At 67.4% G+C, this 14,914-nt stretch carries 14 protein-coding genes; 4 read left to right on the top strand and 10 right to left on the bottom strand.

Annotated features, from left to right (window positions below):
- From LGR54_RS08510 to LGR54_RS08465, 10 genes are all read right to left on the bottom strand, one after another.
- Positions 1-852 carry an ABC transporter permease subunit gene (locus LGR54_RS08510; protein ID WP_230361543.1) on the bottom strand — a complete coding sequence of 284 codons (852 nt, stop codon included), beginning with the start codon at positions 850-852 and terminating at the stop codon, positions 1-3.
- 1 nt (position 853) lies between these two features.
- Positions 854-1,432, bottom strand: coding sequence for an NAD(P)H-dependent oxidoreductase (locus tag LGR54_RS08505; RefSeq protein ID WP_230361542.1), 579 nt, complete (start codon positions 1,430-1,432; stop codon positions 854-856).
- Positions 1,433-1,617: 185 nt separating this feature from the next.
- Complete coding sequence (locus LGR54_RS08500; protein WP_230361541.1) at positions 1,618-2,613, bottom strand: aldo/keto reductase; 996 nt, start codon at positions 2,611-2,613, stop codon at positions 1,618-1,620.
- Positions 2,610-4,109 (bottom strand): NAD(P)-binding domain-containing protein, encoded by a 1,500-nt coding sequence (locus tag LGR54_RS08495; RefSeq protein ID WP_370638167.1) that lies wholly within the window; start codon positions 4,107-4,109, stop codon positions 2,610-2,612. The genes LGR54_RS08500 and LGR54_RS08495 overlap by 4 nt, the downstream gene beginning before the upstream one ends.
- A gap of 7 nt (positions 4,110-4,116) precedes the next feature.
- Positions 4,117-5,376 carry an SfnB family sulfur acquisition oxidoreductase gene (locus LGR54_RS08490; protein WP_230361540.1) on the bottom strand — a complete coding sequence of 420 codons (1,260 nt, stop codon included), beginning with the start codon at positions 5,374-5,376 and terminating at the stop codon, positions 4,117-4,119.
- Between the two features lie 54 nt (positions 5,377-5,430).
- Positions 5,431-6,459: an ABC transporter substrate-binding protein gene (locus LGR54_RS08485; protein ID WP_230361539.1), complete on the bottom strand. Its 1,029-nt coding sequence runs from the start codon at positions 6,457-6,459 to the stop codon at positions 5,431-5,433.
- Between the two features lie 39 nt (positions 6,460-6,498).
- Positions 6,499-7,533, bottom strand: a complete 1,035-nt coding sequence (locus LGR54_RS08480; RefSeq protein WP_230361538.1) for an ABC transporter substrate-binding protein — start codon at positions 7,531-7,533, stop codon at positions 6,499-6,501.
- A 51-nt stretch (positions 7,534-7,584) separates the two neighbouring features.
- Positions 7,585-8,358, bottom strand: coding sequence for an ABC transporter ATP-binding protein (locus LGR54_RS08475; RefSeq protein ID WP_230361537.1), 774 nt, complete (start codon positions 8,356-8,358; stop codon positions 7,585-7,587).
- Positions 8,345-9,250, bottom strand: coding sequence for an ABC transporter permease (locus LGR54_RS08470; protein WP_230361536.1), 906 nt, complete (start codon positions 9,248-9,250; stop codon positions 8,345-8,347). The genes LGR54_RS08475 and LGR54_RS08470 overlap by 14 nt, the downstream gene beginning before the upstream one ends.
- Positions 9,247-10,983, bottom strand: a complete 1,737-nt coding sequence (locus LGR54_RS08465; protein WP_230361535.1) for a rhodanese-like domain-containing protein — start codon at positions 10,981-10,983, stop codon at positions 9,247-9,249. The genes LGR54_RS08470 and LGR54_RS08465 overlap by 4 nt, the downstream gene beginning before the upstream one ends.
- Positions 10,984-11,128: 145 nt before the next feature.
- Between LGR54_RS08465 and LGR54_RS08460 the strand changes: the two genes are divergently transcribed.
- The 4 genes from LGR54_RS08460 to LGR54_RS08445 are packed head-to-tail and all read left to right on the top strand — an operon-like array spanning position 11,129 to position 14,913.
- Positions 11,129-12,319 (top strand): LLM class flavin-dependent oxidoreductase, encoded by a 1,191-nt coding sequence (locus LGR54_RS08460; RefSeq protein ID WP_230361534.1) that lies wholly within the window; start codon positions 11,129-11,131, stop codon positions 12,317-12,319.
- A gap of 52 nt (positions 12,320-12,371) precedes the next feature.
- Positions 12,372-13,379 carry an aldo/keto reductase gene (locus LGR54_RS08455; protein WP_230361533.1) on the top strand — a complete coding sequence of 336 codons (1,008 nt, stop codon included), beginning with the start codon at positions 12,372-12,374 and terminating at the stop codon, positions 13,377-13,379.
- Between the two features lie 49 nt (positions 13,380-13,428).
- Positions 13,429-14,214: an SDR family NAD(P)-dependent oxidoreductase gene (locus LGR54_RS08450; RefSeq protein ID WP_230361532.1), complete on the top strand. Its 786-nt coding sequence runs from the start codon at positions 13,429-13,431 to the stop codon at positions 14,212-14,214.
- A 12-nt stretch (positions 14,215-14,226) separates the two neighbouring features.
- Positions 14,227-14,913 carry an RraA family protein gene (locus LGR54_RS08445; protein WP_230361531.1) on the top strand — a complete coding sequence of 229 codons (687 nt, stop codon included), beginning with the start codon at positions 14,227-14,229 and terminating at the stop codon, positions 14,911-14,913.
- Position 14,914: the final 1 nt, after the last annotated feature.

Raw genomic sequence — 14,914 nt, 5'->3', positions numbered from 1 at the left:
TCACTCCCGCGGCGTCTGGAAAGCGGGATGCCATTGCAGGCAAAGCCGTTCGAGCCAGCGCGTCAGCACGTCGGCGAGCTTGCCGAGCAGCGCGTAGATGAGGATCGCCAGCACCACTACGTCGACCAGCAGGAATTCACGGGCCTGCATCGCCATGTAGCCGAGGCCGGCATCGGCGGCGATGGTCTCGGCGACGATCAGCGTCAGCCACATGATGCCGAGCGCAAAGCGCAGCCCGACGAAGATCGACGGCAGCGCGCCGGGCAGGATCACCCGCCGGAACAGGGTGAGGGGCGACATCCCGTAGGCCCGCCCCATCTCGACCAGTTGCGGATCGACGGTGAGCACACCGTGCAGCGTGTTGATGTAGATCGGGAAGAACACGCCGAGCGCCACGAGGAAGAGCTTGGCCTCCTCGTCGATGCCGAACCACAGGATCACCAGCGGGATCAGCGCCAGGTGCGGCACGTTGCGGATCATCTGCAGCGTCGTGTCGGTGTAGCGGCGCGACAGGCCGGACAGGCCGTTGGCGATGCCGAAGGCGAGGCCGATGACGCCGCCCACGACAAGGCCGGCGAGGGCGCGCAGCGTGCTCACCCCCATATTCCGCAGAAGCTCACCGGATTTCAGCGCCACCCAGCCGGCCTGCGCGATCGCCGAGGGGGCCGGAAGCACATTCGGCGCGATCACGCCGATGCGGGAGAGATATTCCCACAAGGCGAGCAGAAGCACGGGCAGAACCCAGCCGGCAAGGCGCGCCTCGACCGCCGCCACAGGCAAAGCGAGGGGCCTCGCCTTCCGCGTTTCGACAACGCCGGCATCGGACTCGGCATGGGGTTCGGCCAGGGCCATCTCAGGCCGCCGTTGCCGTGGAGATCTGCTGGCGGCCGCGTGCCGCGAGAGCGTGCACGGCTTCGGAAACGAGCTGATCCAGGCGCTGTTCCGACGCCCCCGCCGCGACGACGCCATCGGCAAAGTCACGCTCGGTGAAGAAGATGCCGGTGCCGAGCGGCTGGGCCTGGAAGAAGGCGAAGAGCGGCCGCAACTGGTGCTCGATCGCCAATGCGTGCCGGTCGCTGCCGCCGGTCGCCAGCAGCGCCACCGGCAGGCCGATGAGGCCGCGATAGTCGAGGAAATCGACGAAGTGCTTGAACAGGCCGGAATAGGATCCCTTGTAGACCGGGGAGCCGGCGATGAGGAAATCCGCCCCTTCCACCGCGAGCAGTGCCGCCTCGACGTCCGGGCTGCCGGGGCGGGCGCGCAGATGGCCGATATCCTCCAGCGCCGCAATGTCGATCACGTTGGTCTCGTTGGAGAGCCCGGCGGCCGAAGCGGCGTTCGCGATGCGCTCCACGACGAGTTCGACGAGCGACAGCGTGCGCGACGGCGCGGAGAGCCCTCCGCTCAGGCCGACGATCTTCAATCTGCTCACATGGGCCTCCATTCTGTCAGGGCGCGGGCCAACCGGTTCGCGTCATAATCCTTCGCATGATTTCATATATATATCTACTAGATTTGTAGAGATATAAAGCGAGCGCTTTTCGCGCGTATCGTCGCGCTCTCATGCGATGGTCGCCGCCGGCCGAACCGGCGGCGGGCCTCATGCTGGGCGGTAGCTCATGCGGGCCGGTGCTTGCGCGACAACTCGGAATCCTTCGGATAGCGGGGAGTCGGGGCCGACACCTCGTCGAGCCGGGCCAGGGCCTCGGCCGGCAGACGCCAGCCGCTGGCGGCCAGGTTGGTGCTGAACTGCTCGAGCGTGCGGGCGCCGAGGATCACGCTCGGCACGGCGGGCTGCTCCAGCAGCCAGCGTATGGCGACACTCGCCGGGGAACGGTCGAGCTCCGCCGCCACGTCCAGCAGGGTGCCAAGGGTCGCCTCGCTGTTGGGGGACAGGAAGGGAATGCGGTTGCTGAAGCCCTGCCCATCCTGCGAGCGCGTGCCCGCAAGCGTTTCGCCGATGCCGCGATACTTGCCGGTGAGCAGCCCGCCGGCCAGCGGTCCCCACGGCACGACGCCGACCTGCTTGCGTTCCGCGACGGGAATGATCTCGTCCTCGATGTCGCGCACCAGCAGATTGTATTGGGGCTGGTAGATGACGAAGCGCGCGAGGTTGCGCGTCTCGCTGATCCAGATCGATTCCAGCAGCCGCCACGCCTCGAAGTTCGAGCAGCCGATATACCGGACCTTGCCCTGCCTCACGAGATCGTCCAGCGCGCGAAGCGTCTCCTCGAGCGGCGTATCGGGATCGATGTGGTGGACGTAGTAGATGTCGAGATAGTCGGTGCGCAGGCGCGACAGGCTGTCCTCGACCGCCCGCAGGATATGCGCGCGGGACGTGCCGCCATTGTTCGGGGCCGGGGTGACCGGATTGCCGAACTTGGTCGCGATCACCACCTCGTGCCGCCGGTCGCGCAGCAAGTCCCCGATCAGCGTTTCGGAGGCGCCCTTGGCGTAGGTGTTGGCGGTGTCGATGAAATTGACGCCGGCCGCCAGCGCCGCATCGAGAATGGCGCGCGCCTCCTCGGCTCCCGTCTCGCGACCGAAAGTCATGGTTCCCAGGCAGAGTTCGGAAACCTTGAGCCCGCTCGAGCCGACATTATTGTACTTCACGTTGAAGCTCCGATGGATCCTTGGAGGTCGTCCGCCGCGTCGGCGTCGCGATATTCGTCACCGTAGAGTTCCTTGTCCTCATAGGCGAGGATGGCCTGCCAGTGCCGTTCGACGTCGCTGACGAAGAGCGTCGAGGCGAGCTGGTGGGCGAGCCAGATCGCGCCGTCGCTCACCTGCGGAATGTCGCTGCTCACGCGGCCCAGGCTCATGGTCGCCCCGTGATTGAAGCAGTGGATGTCCTTCAGGAAGGGGGCCGCGCCCGGGGTCTTCTCCAGAAACTCGAACGAAGGGCCAAGGAAGGGGTAGCGCTCGAGCTCCTCGTCCTCATCCCCGATCGCCGGCGGCAGCCGGTCGCGCCAGAGCGCGATGTGCTCGGCAAAGTCGGCGATCTCCGCCTGCCGGGTGACGTCGACGTCGAAGCCGGTCGCCGTGATGACGAGGTCGGCGGCGATGCGCCGGCCGTCCTTCGCCACGACGACGGCGGTGTCGCCGTGATCCTCGATCCGCTCGATATGGAAGCTGAAGTGGAAATAGGCGTTCGGATGCCGGCTGACGCGCAGCACAGAAGGGCGCGGGGCCGGCGACCGGTAGGATTCGGTATAGCGCTTGATCTTCCACTGCCATTCCGGCGACAGCGCCGGATAGCCATAGGTGAAGCCATCGACGCCCACCGCCCGCATCTTGTTGATGCCCAGCATCTTCGGGCGGCGGGCTAGGATGCGAGCCTCTGAAGCGCCGTTCTCCAGCGCGGTGGCGGCATTGTCCATGGCCGAGGCGCTGGCGCCGACCACGACGACGCGCTTTCCGGCCAGCCGGGTGAAATCGACGGGGTCCACCGAATGCGCCCATAGATGCCGCGGCAGCCCCGCCACCACATCCGGGGTTCGCACGCCGCCGAGCCCGTTGCGGCCGGTCGCCAGCACCAGCTTGCGCGTGAGGATGAAGGGCTGCGCCGCGCCTTCCACATGGAGCTTCAGCACGCCCTCGAACGGCTCGATGCGCGTCAGCCGCACGCCGTTTTCGACCGGCAGGTCGAGCACAGTGCGGTACCAGGTCAGGTAGTCCATCCATAGAGGGCGCGGGATGCGCCCGAGGGCCTCCCAGCCGGCGACACCGTGCTGGGCGGTGTACCAGGCGCGGAAGGTCAGGCTCGCCATGCGCAGCGAGGGGCCGATCAGAGTCTTCTCCGAGCGCAGCGTCTCCATGCGCGCATAGTCGATCCACGGGCCTTCCGTGCCGCGCGCCTTGCCGTCGAGCATGCGGAAATTCAGCAGGCCGATCTGGCGCATGGCGAAGGCGGCCGCGAGGCCGCACATGCCGGCGCCGACGATGACGACGTCGCTGACCTTGCCGTGAACAGGATGGACGGTCTCCGGCACCCAGTTCTTCGGCGGATAGTTGATATAGGCCAGTTCTTCGCGGATGCGGTCTTCCAGGAGACCAAGGCCGCTCTCCTGCGCGTCCGGCCGGCGCGGTTGCAGATTGACGATCGACACGGCGGCCTCACTCCGCCGGCGCGGGGCGATAGGGGTGGCCCATCGTCCAGGGGTCGGCCAGCTGGCCGTTCAGGTAGAAATTGCCGACCGCGTGGTATTTCCAGCGGATGCCGTCATGCAGCGTGTGGGTGCGGGCGTTGCGCCAGTGGCGGTCGAGATTGTGACGGGCGTGGGTCGCCTGGGTGCCGGCGAGCTCGAACAGCTTGCTGCTGGCGGTGAGCGCGACGGCGGTGGTGAGGATCTTCGCCTCCGCCACCGCCACCAGGGACTTTGCGGCATCCGCTTCGCTGCCGGAGACGATGGCCTCGTCGATCAGGCGGCCGGCACGGTCCTGAAGCGCTTCGGCCGCATGATATTGAACCGTCACCTCGCCGATGTCGCGCACGGCGATGGGGTCGTCGGCCGCACGGGCGATGCCGCTGCCACGGGCGGGATGAGCGAGCGTCGAGACGAAGCGGATCGTGTCGTCGAGCGCGGCCTTCGCGATGCCGAGATCGATGGCGACATGAATGAACTGCGCCACGGCACTCGCCGTATGGATACGCTCGTCGCGGGCGCTGCGCGGATAGACGAAACGGGCATCGACCAGAACGCCGTCGAGCTTCACCGTGCCGCTGGCGGTGATGCGCTGGCCGAAACCGTCCCAATCGTCGACCACCTCGAGCCCCGGCGTCTCGCGCGGCACATAGGCGTTCCAGTCGTTGCCATCCTCGTCGGTGCCGGTCAGCGACACCCAGCGGGCGAACAGCGCACCGGTGGCATAGACCTTGGTGCCGTCGATGCGGAAATGGTCGCCGAGGCGGGTAAACCGCGTCTTGTGCTCCTTGCTTGTCTTGCCGCCGGGCTCGGCGGTCGCGTTGCCGAACAGGCGACCCTGCAGGAACTCGCCAAGAATGAACGACCTGAGGTCCTCTTCCGCCAGGACACGCAGCTTGTCGACGGCCGAGAAGTGGCTTTGCGGGATCTGCGCGATCGAGGGATCCGCTGCCGCGATCAGCGCGACGACGCGCCCGAGCGTGACATAGGAGGCGCCGGCGCCGCCATGGGCCTTGGGAACGGTGATGCCGAGCAGACCGGACGCCGACAGACGCTTGAGTTCCTCCCACGGCAGAATGCGTTCGCGGTCGCGCTTGCCGGCGTCCTGCGCGAAATCGGTCGCCAGCGCGGCGGCGATCGCCAGCGCCTCGTCGTCGCTGCGGATAAGGTGGACGGCAGGCTCTTCCGCGGCCTCGCCCCGCCGCTGCGCGGCAACCGGTTTATCGAGCATTTTGGACACTTTCTGGCTGAAGCGGGCAGGGCCCTGTGCGAGAGGCGTGACGGATCAGTCGCGCGGGGCGGTCTGCCGGGCGAACTGGTCGGTGTAGCCCGCGGCGGCGTCGATCTTCTTCTTGATGATGCCGTTGGCGAAGAGAATGTCGGCGATTTCCTGCTGACGACCCAGCAGTTTGGCGTCGAGCGGCTGGAATTCGCCCTGGTTGCGGCCGGCCTGCGCCTTGGCCTTCTCGGGCGTGAACTTCACCTTCTCGGCGTAGATAGTCTCCACCACCGGCAGGTTCTGGCGATACCAGCCCCAGGTGTCGCGGATGCGCGAGAGGAAATCGCCGAGCGCGGCGCTCTTGGCGGGGTTGGCCAGCACGTCGCCACGGGTGGCGAACACGGTGAGGCCGGGAATGTTCAACTCGTCGCTGTCGAGCAGGACATGGGCTTCGCCCTTGTCGAGCGATTCCTTCACCCGGACATAGTCGCCGGAATAGACGTCGACCTGCCCGGAATTGAAGGCGGCGGCGGCCTGATGGCCGTCGCCGAGGATGACCGGCTCGACGTCCTTTTCGGTCAAGCCGGCCTTCAGCACGGAGAGCGCGTAGACGAGGTGGTTGACGCCGCCGACATTGAAGGCCCAGCTCTTGCCGCGCAGATCGGCAAGGCTGTTGATGTTGGCGCTGTTGCGCACCGCCGTGACGTCGGACGTCTTGCGATAGGCCGGGTCGGTGTTGCGCCACGCCGCGACGATGCGGAACGGCGCGGTCTCGGCCGTCCACTCCTTGGGGCTGCGCGCCTGTTCGAGGATCAGCGAGGTATCACCCAGCCAGGCGACATCCAGCGAGCCGGCATGCAGCGCCGCGAGTTCGGGGGTGGGGCCGACCAGCACCGCCCATTCCAGGTCGAAGGGCGCATCCTTGAGGGTGCCCGACGCTTCGACGATCGCGGGAAAGCCGGGATCCTGGGTGCCGACCACCAGCCGGGGGCGAGGCGTCTGCGCGGTGGCCGTGCCGGCAACCGCCAGCGCCAGCGCGCCACCCAGAACGAACCGGCCCAGCCGGTGAAACGCGCGACGACGCGTGAGGGACATGTTGGAACTCCAGAGGCAAAAGGGCAGGCAAAGGCAGCGCTACTGCGCCGCCGCGCCGCCGATGGTGAAGACGTTGTAGTCGCCGGAGAAACCGGCGTTCACGTCGACCTTGTTCTTGATGAAGCCGCGTTCGAACAGCACATCGGCGATGTTCTGCTCCTCCTTGAGCAGCTTGGCGTCGATCGGCACGAACTGGCTCTTGTTGCGGCCGGCCTGCGCCTCCGCCTTCTCGGGCGTGTACTTGACCTTGTCGACGTAGATCTTGGCTACGACGGGAAGATTGGCGTCGTACCAGGCCCAGAGCTTGCGGCCGCGCTCGAGGAAATCGGCCAGCTGCTTCTTGCGCTCGGGATCCTGCAGAACGTCCTGGCGGGTGGCGTAGACGGTCAGGCCGGGGATGCCGAGATCGTCGCCATTGAGCAGGATGCGCGCCTCGCCCTTGTCGACCAGGTCCTTCACCCGCACGAAGTCGCCGGAATAGACGTCGGTGCGCCCGGCATTGAAGGCGGCCGCCGCCTGGAAGCCGTCGCCGAGCTGAACGGGCTCGATGTCGCTCTCCTGAAGGCCGGCCTTCACCAGCGACAGCACATATTGCAGGTGGTTGATGCCGCCATAGTTGAACGCCCACTTCTTGCCGCGCAGATCGGCCAGCGACTTCACATCGGCGCTGTTGCGCACCACGGTGACGAGCTGGCGGAATTGCGGATCGAAGTTGCGCCAGCCGGCGACGATGCGCAGCGGGGCGGTGTCAGGTGTCCAGGGCGTGGTGCTCTTGGCCTGCTCGAGGATGAGCGAGGTGTCGCCGAGCCAGCCGATGTCGACTGACTTGGAATAGAGCGCGGGGAACTGCGCTGCCGGTCCCGGCAGCACCGCCCATTCCACCTCGTAAGGAGCGTCCCTGTAGGCGCCGGACGCTTCGGCGATGTGCGGAAAGCCGGCGTCCTGGGTGCCGACGATCAGCTTGGACTTCGGCTTGGCGTCCTGCGCGGCCGCGACACCGGGCATGGCGAGGAGCGCGCTGGCGAGAGGAAGGGAGAGGCCTGTCGCCAGCAGGTTGCGGCGGGTGATGGTCATGGGAAGGTTCCTTGGAAATATCCGGGCGGGCGGTCCGTTGCGGGCCGCGGGTCACTCGTGCCGCGCGGGCTGCGAGATGACGCCCAATTCGTCGAGCAGCCGCTGACGCAACGTGCCGAAGCGGGCATCGGTGCGCAGCCGGGGCTTGGACAGGTTCACGCGGACATCGAGCGTGATGCGTCCGGCATTCAGCACGATGATGCGGTCGGCGAGCGCGATGGCCTCGTCCACGTCGTGGGTGACCAGCACCACCGCCGGGTGGTGACGCTCCCAGAGCTGGGCGACGAGATCATGCATGCGCATGCGGGTCAGCGCGTCGAGCGAGGCGAAGGGCTCGTCCAGAAGGAGCAGGTCCGGTTCCACCGCCAGCGCGCGGGCGAGCGCCACGCGCTGGGCTTCGCCGCCCGACAGCGTCTTGGGCCAGGCATCGACATGCTGGCCGAGTCCGACCTCGCGCAGGGCGGCGATGGCGGTCTCGCGTGCCGCGCGGTTCTGGTCGTGGCCGATGACCACGTTCTGCCAGACCCGCTTGGCGGGGACGAGCCGGGGCTCCTGGAACACCACGGAGCGCGCCGTGGGCACCTGCACCGTGCCGGCATCCGCGCGGTCGAGGCCCGAGAGGATGCGCAGGATCGTGGTCTTGCCGGTGCCGGAATGGCCGAGCAGCGCGACGAATTCCCCCGGCGGGATCGACAGGTCGATGCCGCCGAGCACCTCGCGGCCGGAGAAGACCCGGCGCACGTCGCGCAGATGGACGGCCGTGTCGGTGGGGGCGCTCGCCGACTGCGGGTCGAGCGGGTGAAGGGCAGGGCTAGCCGAGGACAATGTCGGTCCTCCAGGGCAGGAACAGGCGCTCGACGAAGGTCATGAACGCGGCCAGCGCCAGCCCGAGCAGGGCGTAGACGATGATGCCGGCGATGATGATGTCGACGCGCTGGTTCTGGTTGGCGATGGTCAGGATGTAGCCGATGCCGGAGCGGGCGTTGATCTGCTCGGCGGCGACCAGCGCCAGCAGCGACGAGCCGGCCGAATAGCGCAGCCCGACGAGGATCGAAGGCAGCGCGGTCGGCAGGATGATGCGCCGGGCCAGCTTCTTGTGGTCCAGCCCGAAGATGATGCCGGCCTCGATCAGCTTGTTGTCGATGCCGCGCACGCCGGCATAGGTGTTCAGATAGATCGGGAAGGCGGTGGCGGTGATGATCAGCGCGATCTTCGCCGTCTCGTTGATGCCGAACCACACGATGAACAGCGGGATGAGCGCGATGGACGGCACCATGCGCAGCATCTGCATCGGCCCGTCGAACACGTCGTCGCCAAGCTTCCACAGGCCGGCGAACAGGCCGAGGGCGAGCCCGAGCGAGCCGCCGATCACCAGACCGGACAGGGCGCGGGCACTGGAGGTGACGATGGCGCTCTGCAATTCGCCGGTGACGATCAGCTCATGAAACGCCGCGAGGATCGCGGTCGGCGGCGGCAATACATAGGTCGAGACGAGGCCGGCTTCCGACACGAACTGCCAGGCCGCGAGAATGAGAACCGGGACCAGCAGCCGGGTGGCGCGCCGTTGCCAGGGCGAGGCCTGCCGCCAGCGTGTGCTCCTCGCTTCGCCGGGGCTCAGATCCTGAAGCTGCGGCGAACGCGAAACGCGGCCGCCGGCAGGGGCCCGCGACCGGGCGACGCCGGTGCCTTCCGCGAGCGTTGCGAGGGCGTCCGTCACCGCGCCCCTCCATCCGTGGCCGCCAAGCGCGCGCCGGCAAGCGGAAAGCGCCGGAAGGGCGTGGTGTCGTCGCGCTCGACCTGGTCGGCGAGTTGCACTTCCCAGGCGAGGTGCTCCCGGAACAGCGCGTGCCGATCCTCGGTGTCGGCCTGATAGGCGTTGAGGCGGATGTCTTCGTTGATGGCGTCGAGCGCCCGCGCGGCGCCGGCTTCGAGCGGAAGACCTGCGGCCTTCCACGCGGCGGTGCCACCCGTCAGCACCTTGACGGGGCGGCCGATGATGGCCGCCGCTTCCGCCGCCGCCAGCGCGGCCAGCGCACGATCCGGTCCGGCGATGACGACGGGTCCGGATCCGCCCAGCTTTTTCAAGCTGTCGGCGAAGCGGGCGCGGATGGCGAAAAAGGCGCCGGGGATGTGCCCGAAGCGATAGGCTCGGCTGGTGTCGAGGTCGATCACCGTCGCCGCGTCGCGCTCCAGCAGCGCCGACAGCGCGGCGACGTCGATGGTCGCGACGTCCGGCACCGTTCCCAGCACGGATACGGGTTCCGGTCCGGTCTCCAACGCGCCGTCGAGGCCGTCGGCATAGACATAGACCTCGCCCCAGCCGATCTGGATCAGCCAGGAGGCGGTGATGGTGGCGCGGATTGCGTCGGGACCGTCGATCAGCACCAGGCGGGCGTTGCGCGTCGCGACCCAGCGGTCCAGCCCCTGCACGAGCTGCCCGCCCGGCGTCGAGTACGAGCCGGGAAGATGGCCGGCCTCATATTCCTCCTGCCGCCGGACATCGAGGCGATAGAGGCTGCGCTCGCCGGCTTCGGCGACGAACCGCCGATAGGTTTCCCCATCGATGCGCCGCACGCCGAAGCGTTCGGTCAGCGTGGTGACGGATTGCTGCGCCCGCTCGAGATCGCGCGGTCCCGGGGTCGGCAGTTCGCGCCGTTCGCCATGCGCGAGCTGATGGCCCTCCAGCAGCCAGGCCATGGTACCGTTGGCGAGCGAGACGACGCGATTGGGCACGCCGGCATTGATCAGCGCCTGCGCGCCGATGATGCTGCGGGTGCGCGCGGCGCAGTTCACCACGATGAGCTTTTCCGGCTGGTCGGCGAACTGGAAGGCGCGCTGCACCAACTCGGCGCCCGGCGCGGCGAAGGCGCCGGGAATGCTCTTCTCCTCGAACTCCGACAATGTCCGGCTGTCGAGCACCACGAGATCCTCGCCGGCATCGAGCTTCGCCTTCAGCTCGGCGACGGAGATGTGCGGCGTGCCGTATTCGCGTTCGACGAATTCGCCGAAGCTCTTGCTGACCGAGCTGATGTCGGTGAACACCTCGTGCCCGGCCCGACCCCAGGCGGCGAGGCCGCCTTCGAGCCGGCGAACATCGGCGTAGCCGAGTTCGCGCAGCCGGATCGCCGCGCGGGCCGCGAGAGCGCCGTCGCCGGCGTCGAACACCACTACCGGCGTCGCGCGGCGCGGCACCAGAATGCCGATGCGCACCTCCAGCCGGCTGAGCGGCGCGGAAGCCGAAAGGAAGATGTGCCCTTCCGTGGAATGTACTCCTTCTTCGCGTACATCCAGAAGAGCGACTTCATTTTCGGAGGTCAGAAGGTTGTGAAGATCCGGTACGGAAATAGCGTCGTATTTGCCCGAATTGGTTCCCCCGACGGCACTCGAAGTCTCCCCGACAACCCGCGCATTTCGCGCAATAGTTGAATCGGGAGCGAGAACGTCTGACATGATCTGTGCCTCAGGCTGATTGAAGTGCTTGGTGACGCGTGACGGACTATTGACACCAGAGATTCTAAAAGTCTATGGAAAAAATAGATTAATTCGAGGCATCGGCGCGTGTGCGGCGACCTCCCATGACGTCCAAAGGTGCTTCATGTCCCGTGATCCGCAATCACAGGCGTCCGCCGGCCCCGCAGGCACGGCGGACGAACTGGCGCCGCGCGAGAGGCTGGCGCGGCGGAGCTTCCTGGTCGGCCTGTTCCTGCCTGTCCAGAGCAGCGGATGGAGCTTTTCGAGCCTTCCGAGGAGCACGACGTGGCGCTTCGACTACATCCGGAAGCTGGTGCAGAGAGCGGAAACGCTGGATTTCGATCTGGTGTTCGGGCTTGCCCAGTGGCTGAAGAAGGACGGTTACGGCGGCGACCTCGCCTATCGCGGCACCTCGCTCGATCCGTTCATCACCACCGCTGCGCTGGCGAGCGCGACGCAGCGCATCGCCCTCATCTCGACCGTGCACACGCTGTATGGCCTGCATCCGGTCCAGCTGGCGAAATATGGCGCCACGCTCGACCACATCACCGGCGGGCGCTGGGGCGCCAATCTCATCACCGGTCACCGCACCTCCGAATGGGGCATCTTCGGCAAGCAGGAGATCGAGCACGACCTGCGCTACGACATGCTGGGCGAGTTCACCGAATTCCTGGAGGCGCTCTGGCTGCGCGACGAGAATCTGAACCGCGCCGGCCGCTTCTGGTCCGCCGCCGATGCCTACATCACGCCGCGTCCGGTGGACGGGCGTCCCATTCTCGTGACGGCCGGCACCTCGCCGGCGAGCATCGCCTATGCCGCCCGGCACGCTGACCTGATGTTCATCACCAGCCCTGGCGGCGCGGAGATCGACGCGGCGGTGGCGGCCCTGCCGGCGCTGACCGGGGCGATCCATGCACAGGCCGCCGCGCAGGGGCGCCGGGTGCGTCCCATCATCAACCCGCTCATCATCTGCCAGGACACCGAGCGTGAGGCGCGCGCCGCCTATGACGCCATTCTCGCCCATGGCGACGTTGAGGCGGCGCAGCGCTCGCTGGCCCGCGGCGACACCAAGTCATGGGCTAAGCACACGCTGGAGCAACGCATCGTCGGCGGCAACGTCCAGCTCATCGGCTCACCCGAGCAGGTGGCGGAAGGCATCTTGCGGCTGCGACAGGCGGGGTGCGACGGCATCCAGGTGAGCTTCTTCGATTTCGAGCCCGATCTCGACCATTTCGGCCGCCGCGTGCTGCCGCTCCTGGCGCAAGCCGGGCTTCGCACCTTTGCCGACGTTCCGGCCGACCAGGCCGTGGCCTGACCTTCCCTCTTGCCGGCGCGACGCACGCGGCAATCCCCAGGAGCCTTGCTTTATGACGTATCGTTATCTCGGGCGGAGTGGCGTGAAAGTCTCGCCGCTCTGCCTTGGCGCCATGATGTTCGGCACGGCGACCGACGAGGCCGTGGCGGGCGAGATCATCGCGTCCGCCCGCGCCAGCGGCGTCAATTTCATCGATACCGCCAACAGCTATGGCAAGGGGCGCTCGGAGGAGATCGTCGGCCGGCACATTGCGGGCGATCGCGACCGCTGGGTGGTGGCGACCAAATTCGGCAGCAAGATCGGCGAGGGTCCCAATGAGGGAGGAATCTCCCGCAAGTGGATTGTGCAGGCGGTCGAGGCGAGTCTCAAGCGGTTGGGCACCGACTATATCGACCTCATCTACTTCCACCGTGCCATCTTTGATTCCCCGCTGGAAGAATCCGTACGCGCGCTGGGCGACCTGATCTCGGCGGGCAAGATCCGCTACTATGGCGTGTCGAACTTCAGGGGCTGGCGGATTGCGGAAGTCGCGCGCCTCGCCGATGCCAACGGCATCGATCGGCCCATCGCCAGCCAGCCCTTGTACAATCTCGTCAACCGCTCGGCCGAGCAGGAGGAACTGCCGGCCGCGCGCTATTACGGGCTAGGCGTGGTGCCCTACAGCCCGCTGGCGCGGGGCGTCCTCACGGGCAAATACGCCGCCGACGCGCCGCCGCCGGCCGAAAGCCGTGCCGGCCGCGAGGACAAGCGGATCCACGAGGTGGAGTTCCGGCCGGAATCCCTGCGCATTGCCCAGCAGGTGAAGCTCCAGGCCGAGTCCAAGGGGTTCAATGCCGCCGACCTGGCCCTTGCCTGGGTGCTCAACAATCCCGTCGTCGTGTCGGCCATCGCCGGTCCGCGCACGCTTGAGCAATGGCAGAGCTACGCCCGCGCCCTCGAATACCCGTTCTCGCGCGAAGACGAGCAACTGATCGATGGGCTGGTGCTGGCCGGCCATCCCTCGACGCACGGTTTCACCGACCCCAGCCACCCGGTTGAAGGCCGTTCGTCCCGCGCGTGAGCGCCCCCCAATCCCGATCGACAGCAGGAATGATCCAATGGACCTCCAATTGACCGGCAAGCGCGCCATCATCACCGGTGGCAGCAAGGGGCTGGGGCTCGCCGCCGCACATGCGCTGGCGGCCGAAGGCGTCGATATCGTCATAGCCTCCCGCAACCAGGACGTCGCCAAAGCCGCCGCCGCCGATGTCGCGGCGCGCAGCGGACGCCGGGTCGTGGCCATCGCGACCGATACCGGAGACGACGCGTCCGTACAGGCGCTGGTCGCGCGTGCGGTGGAGGAGCTGGGCGGGATCGACATTCTCGTCAACAGCGCATCGAACCAGCAGGTCGGGCGCGGCTATCAGCGGCTGGCGGATACGTCCGACCAAGTGTTCTGGGACGATGTGAACATCAAGGTGGTCGGCTATCTCCGCACCGCCCGCGCCGTGGCGCCGCATCTCGTCAAGCAGGGTTGGGGACGCATCATCAACATCAGCGGCCTCGGCGCCCGGCAGGCGCAGTCCATCGTGCGGACGATCCGCAATGTCAGCGTGTCCGCCCTGACCAAGAATCTCGCCGATGAACTGGGGCCGCATGGCGTCAACGTCACGGTCGTTCATCCCGGGACCACGCGCACCGAGACCCTGCGCCAGCGCCTGCAGGCGCAGGCCGACCTGCAAGGCGTGGACGTCGCCGAACTGGAGCGCACGAAATTCAAGAACTCCATCGGCCGCATCGTCGATGCGAGCGAAGTCGCCGATGTCATCACCTTCCTTGCCTCGCCGCGCAGTGCGGCCATCAATGGCGACGCCATCGCCGTCGGCGGTGGCCAGCCCGGCGTCGTCTATTATTGAGAGGCCGACCACATGGCTGCCCCCGCATCGCCCGCCGGGCCCGACGCACTTGTCGAAGCCTTTGCCGACATCTCCGTCGCGGTCATTTCCGACGCGCTGGACAATCTGCGCCTGCCCAACACGCTGATCGACGACGTGAAGCCGATCGTCGGCCGCCGGTTGATTGGCCGGGCCTATACGATCCAGCGCATCGTCCTGCCGGTGAACGCGACGCAGGCCGAGATCGAGCCGAGCCTCGCGCTGGGTGTGCAGAAGGCGATCGACGCCGCCAGACCGGGCACGGTGATCGTGCTCGCCTCAGGCGGGGCTGATCGCAACTCCACCTGGGGCGGCAATATGGGGCTGCGGGCGGCGCTGCTCGGCGTTGTCGGAGCCGTCACCGACGGACCGTTGCGCGATATCGACGAGGCCGAGGAAATCGGCCTTCCCGTCTTCGGCACCGGCCTGAACCCCCGCCGCTCCATCGGAAGGCTGGCGACGGTCGCCATCGACGTGCCCGTCATTCTCAACGGCGTGCGTATTCGGCCCGGCGATCTCGTCGTTGGCGACCGCGACGGGGTCATCGTGGTCGCCCCCGAACGGGCCGAGGCGATCCTGGCGGCCGCGGCGGGCTTGCGGGAAGCCGAGGCCGCGATCCAGGCGAGCGTGCGAGATGGCGTGTCGCTGGTCGATTCCATAAGCAAGTTCAAGAAGTTCTGAG

The organism is Ancylobacter sp. Lp-2 (genome assembly GCF_020523795.1).
Lineage (GTDB): Bacteria > Pseudomonadota > Alphaproteobacteria > Rhizobiales > Xanthobacteraceae > Ancylobacter.
The sequence above is the reverse complement of the archived record's forward strand: the minus strand, read 5'-3'. Positions and strand labels throughout refer to the sequence as shown.

What these genes read in the sequence shown, in the direction of transcription:
- LGR54_RS08480 (WP_230361538.1), bottom strand. Translation starts at nt 7,533, where the DNA reads ATGACCATCACCCGCCGCAACCTGCTGGCGACAGGCCTCTCCCTTCCT.
- LGR54_RS08455 (WP_230361533.1), top strand. Translation starts at nt 12,372, where the DNA reads ATGACGTATCGTTATCTCGGGCGGAGTGGCGTGAAAGTCTCGCCGCTC.
- LGR54_RS08510 (WP_230361543.1), bottom strand. Translation starts at nt 852, where the DNA reads ATGGCCCTGGCCGAACCCCATGCCGAGTCCGATGCCGGCGTTGTCGAA.
- LGR54_RS08485 (WP_230361539.1), bottom strand. Translation starts at nt 6,459, where the DNA reads ATGTCCCTCACGCGTCGTCGCGCGTTTCACCGGCTGGGCCGGTTCGTT.
- LGR54_RS08445 (WP_230361531.1), top strand. Translation starts at nt 14,227, where the DNA reads ATGGCTGCCCCCGCATCGCCCGCCGGGCCCGACGCACTTGTCGAAGCC.
- LGR54_RS08490 (WP_230361540.1), bottom strand. Translation starts at nt 5,376, where the DNA reads ATGCTCGATAAACCGGTTGCCGCGCAGCGGCGGGGCGAGGCCGCGGAA.
- LGR54_RS08460 (WP_230361534.1), top strand. Translation starts at nt 11,129, where the DNA reads ATGTCCCGTGATCCGCAATCACAGGCGTCCGCCGGCCCCGCAGGCACG.
- LGR54_RS08465 (WP_230361535.1), bottom strand. Translation starts at nt 10,983, where the DNA reads ATGTCAGACGTTCTCGCTCCCGATTCAACTATTGCGCGAAATGCGCGG.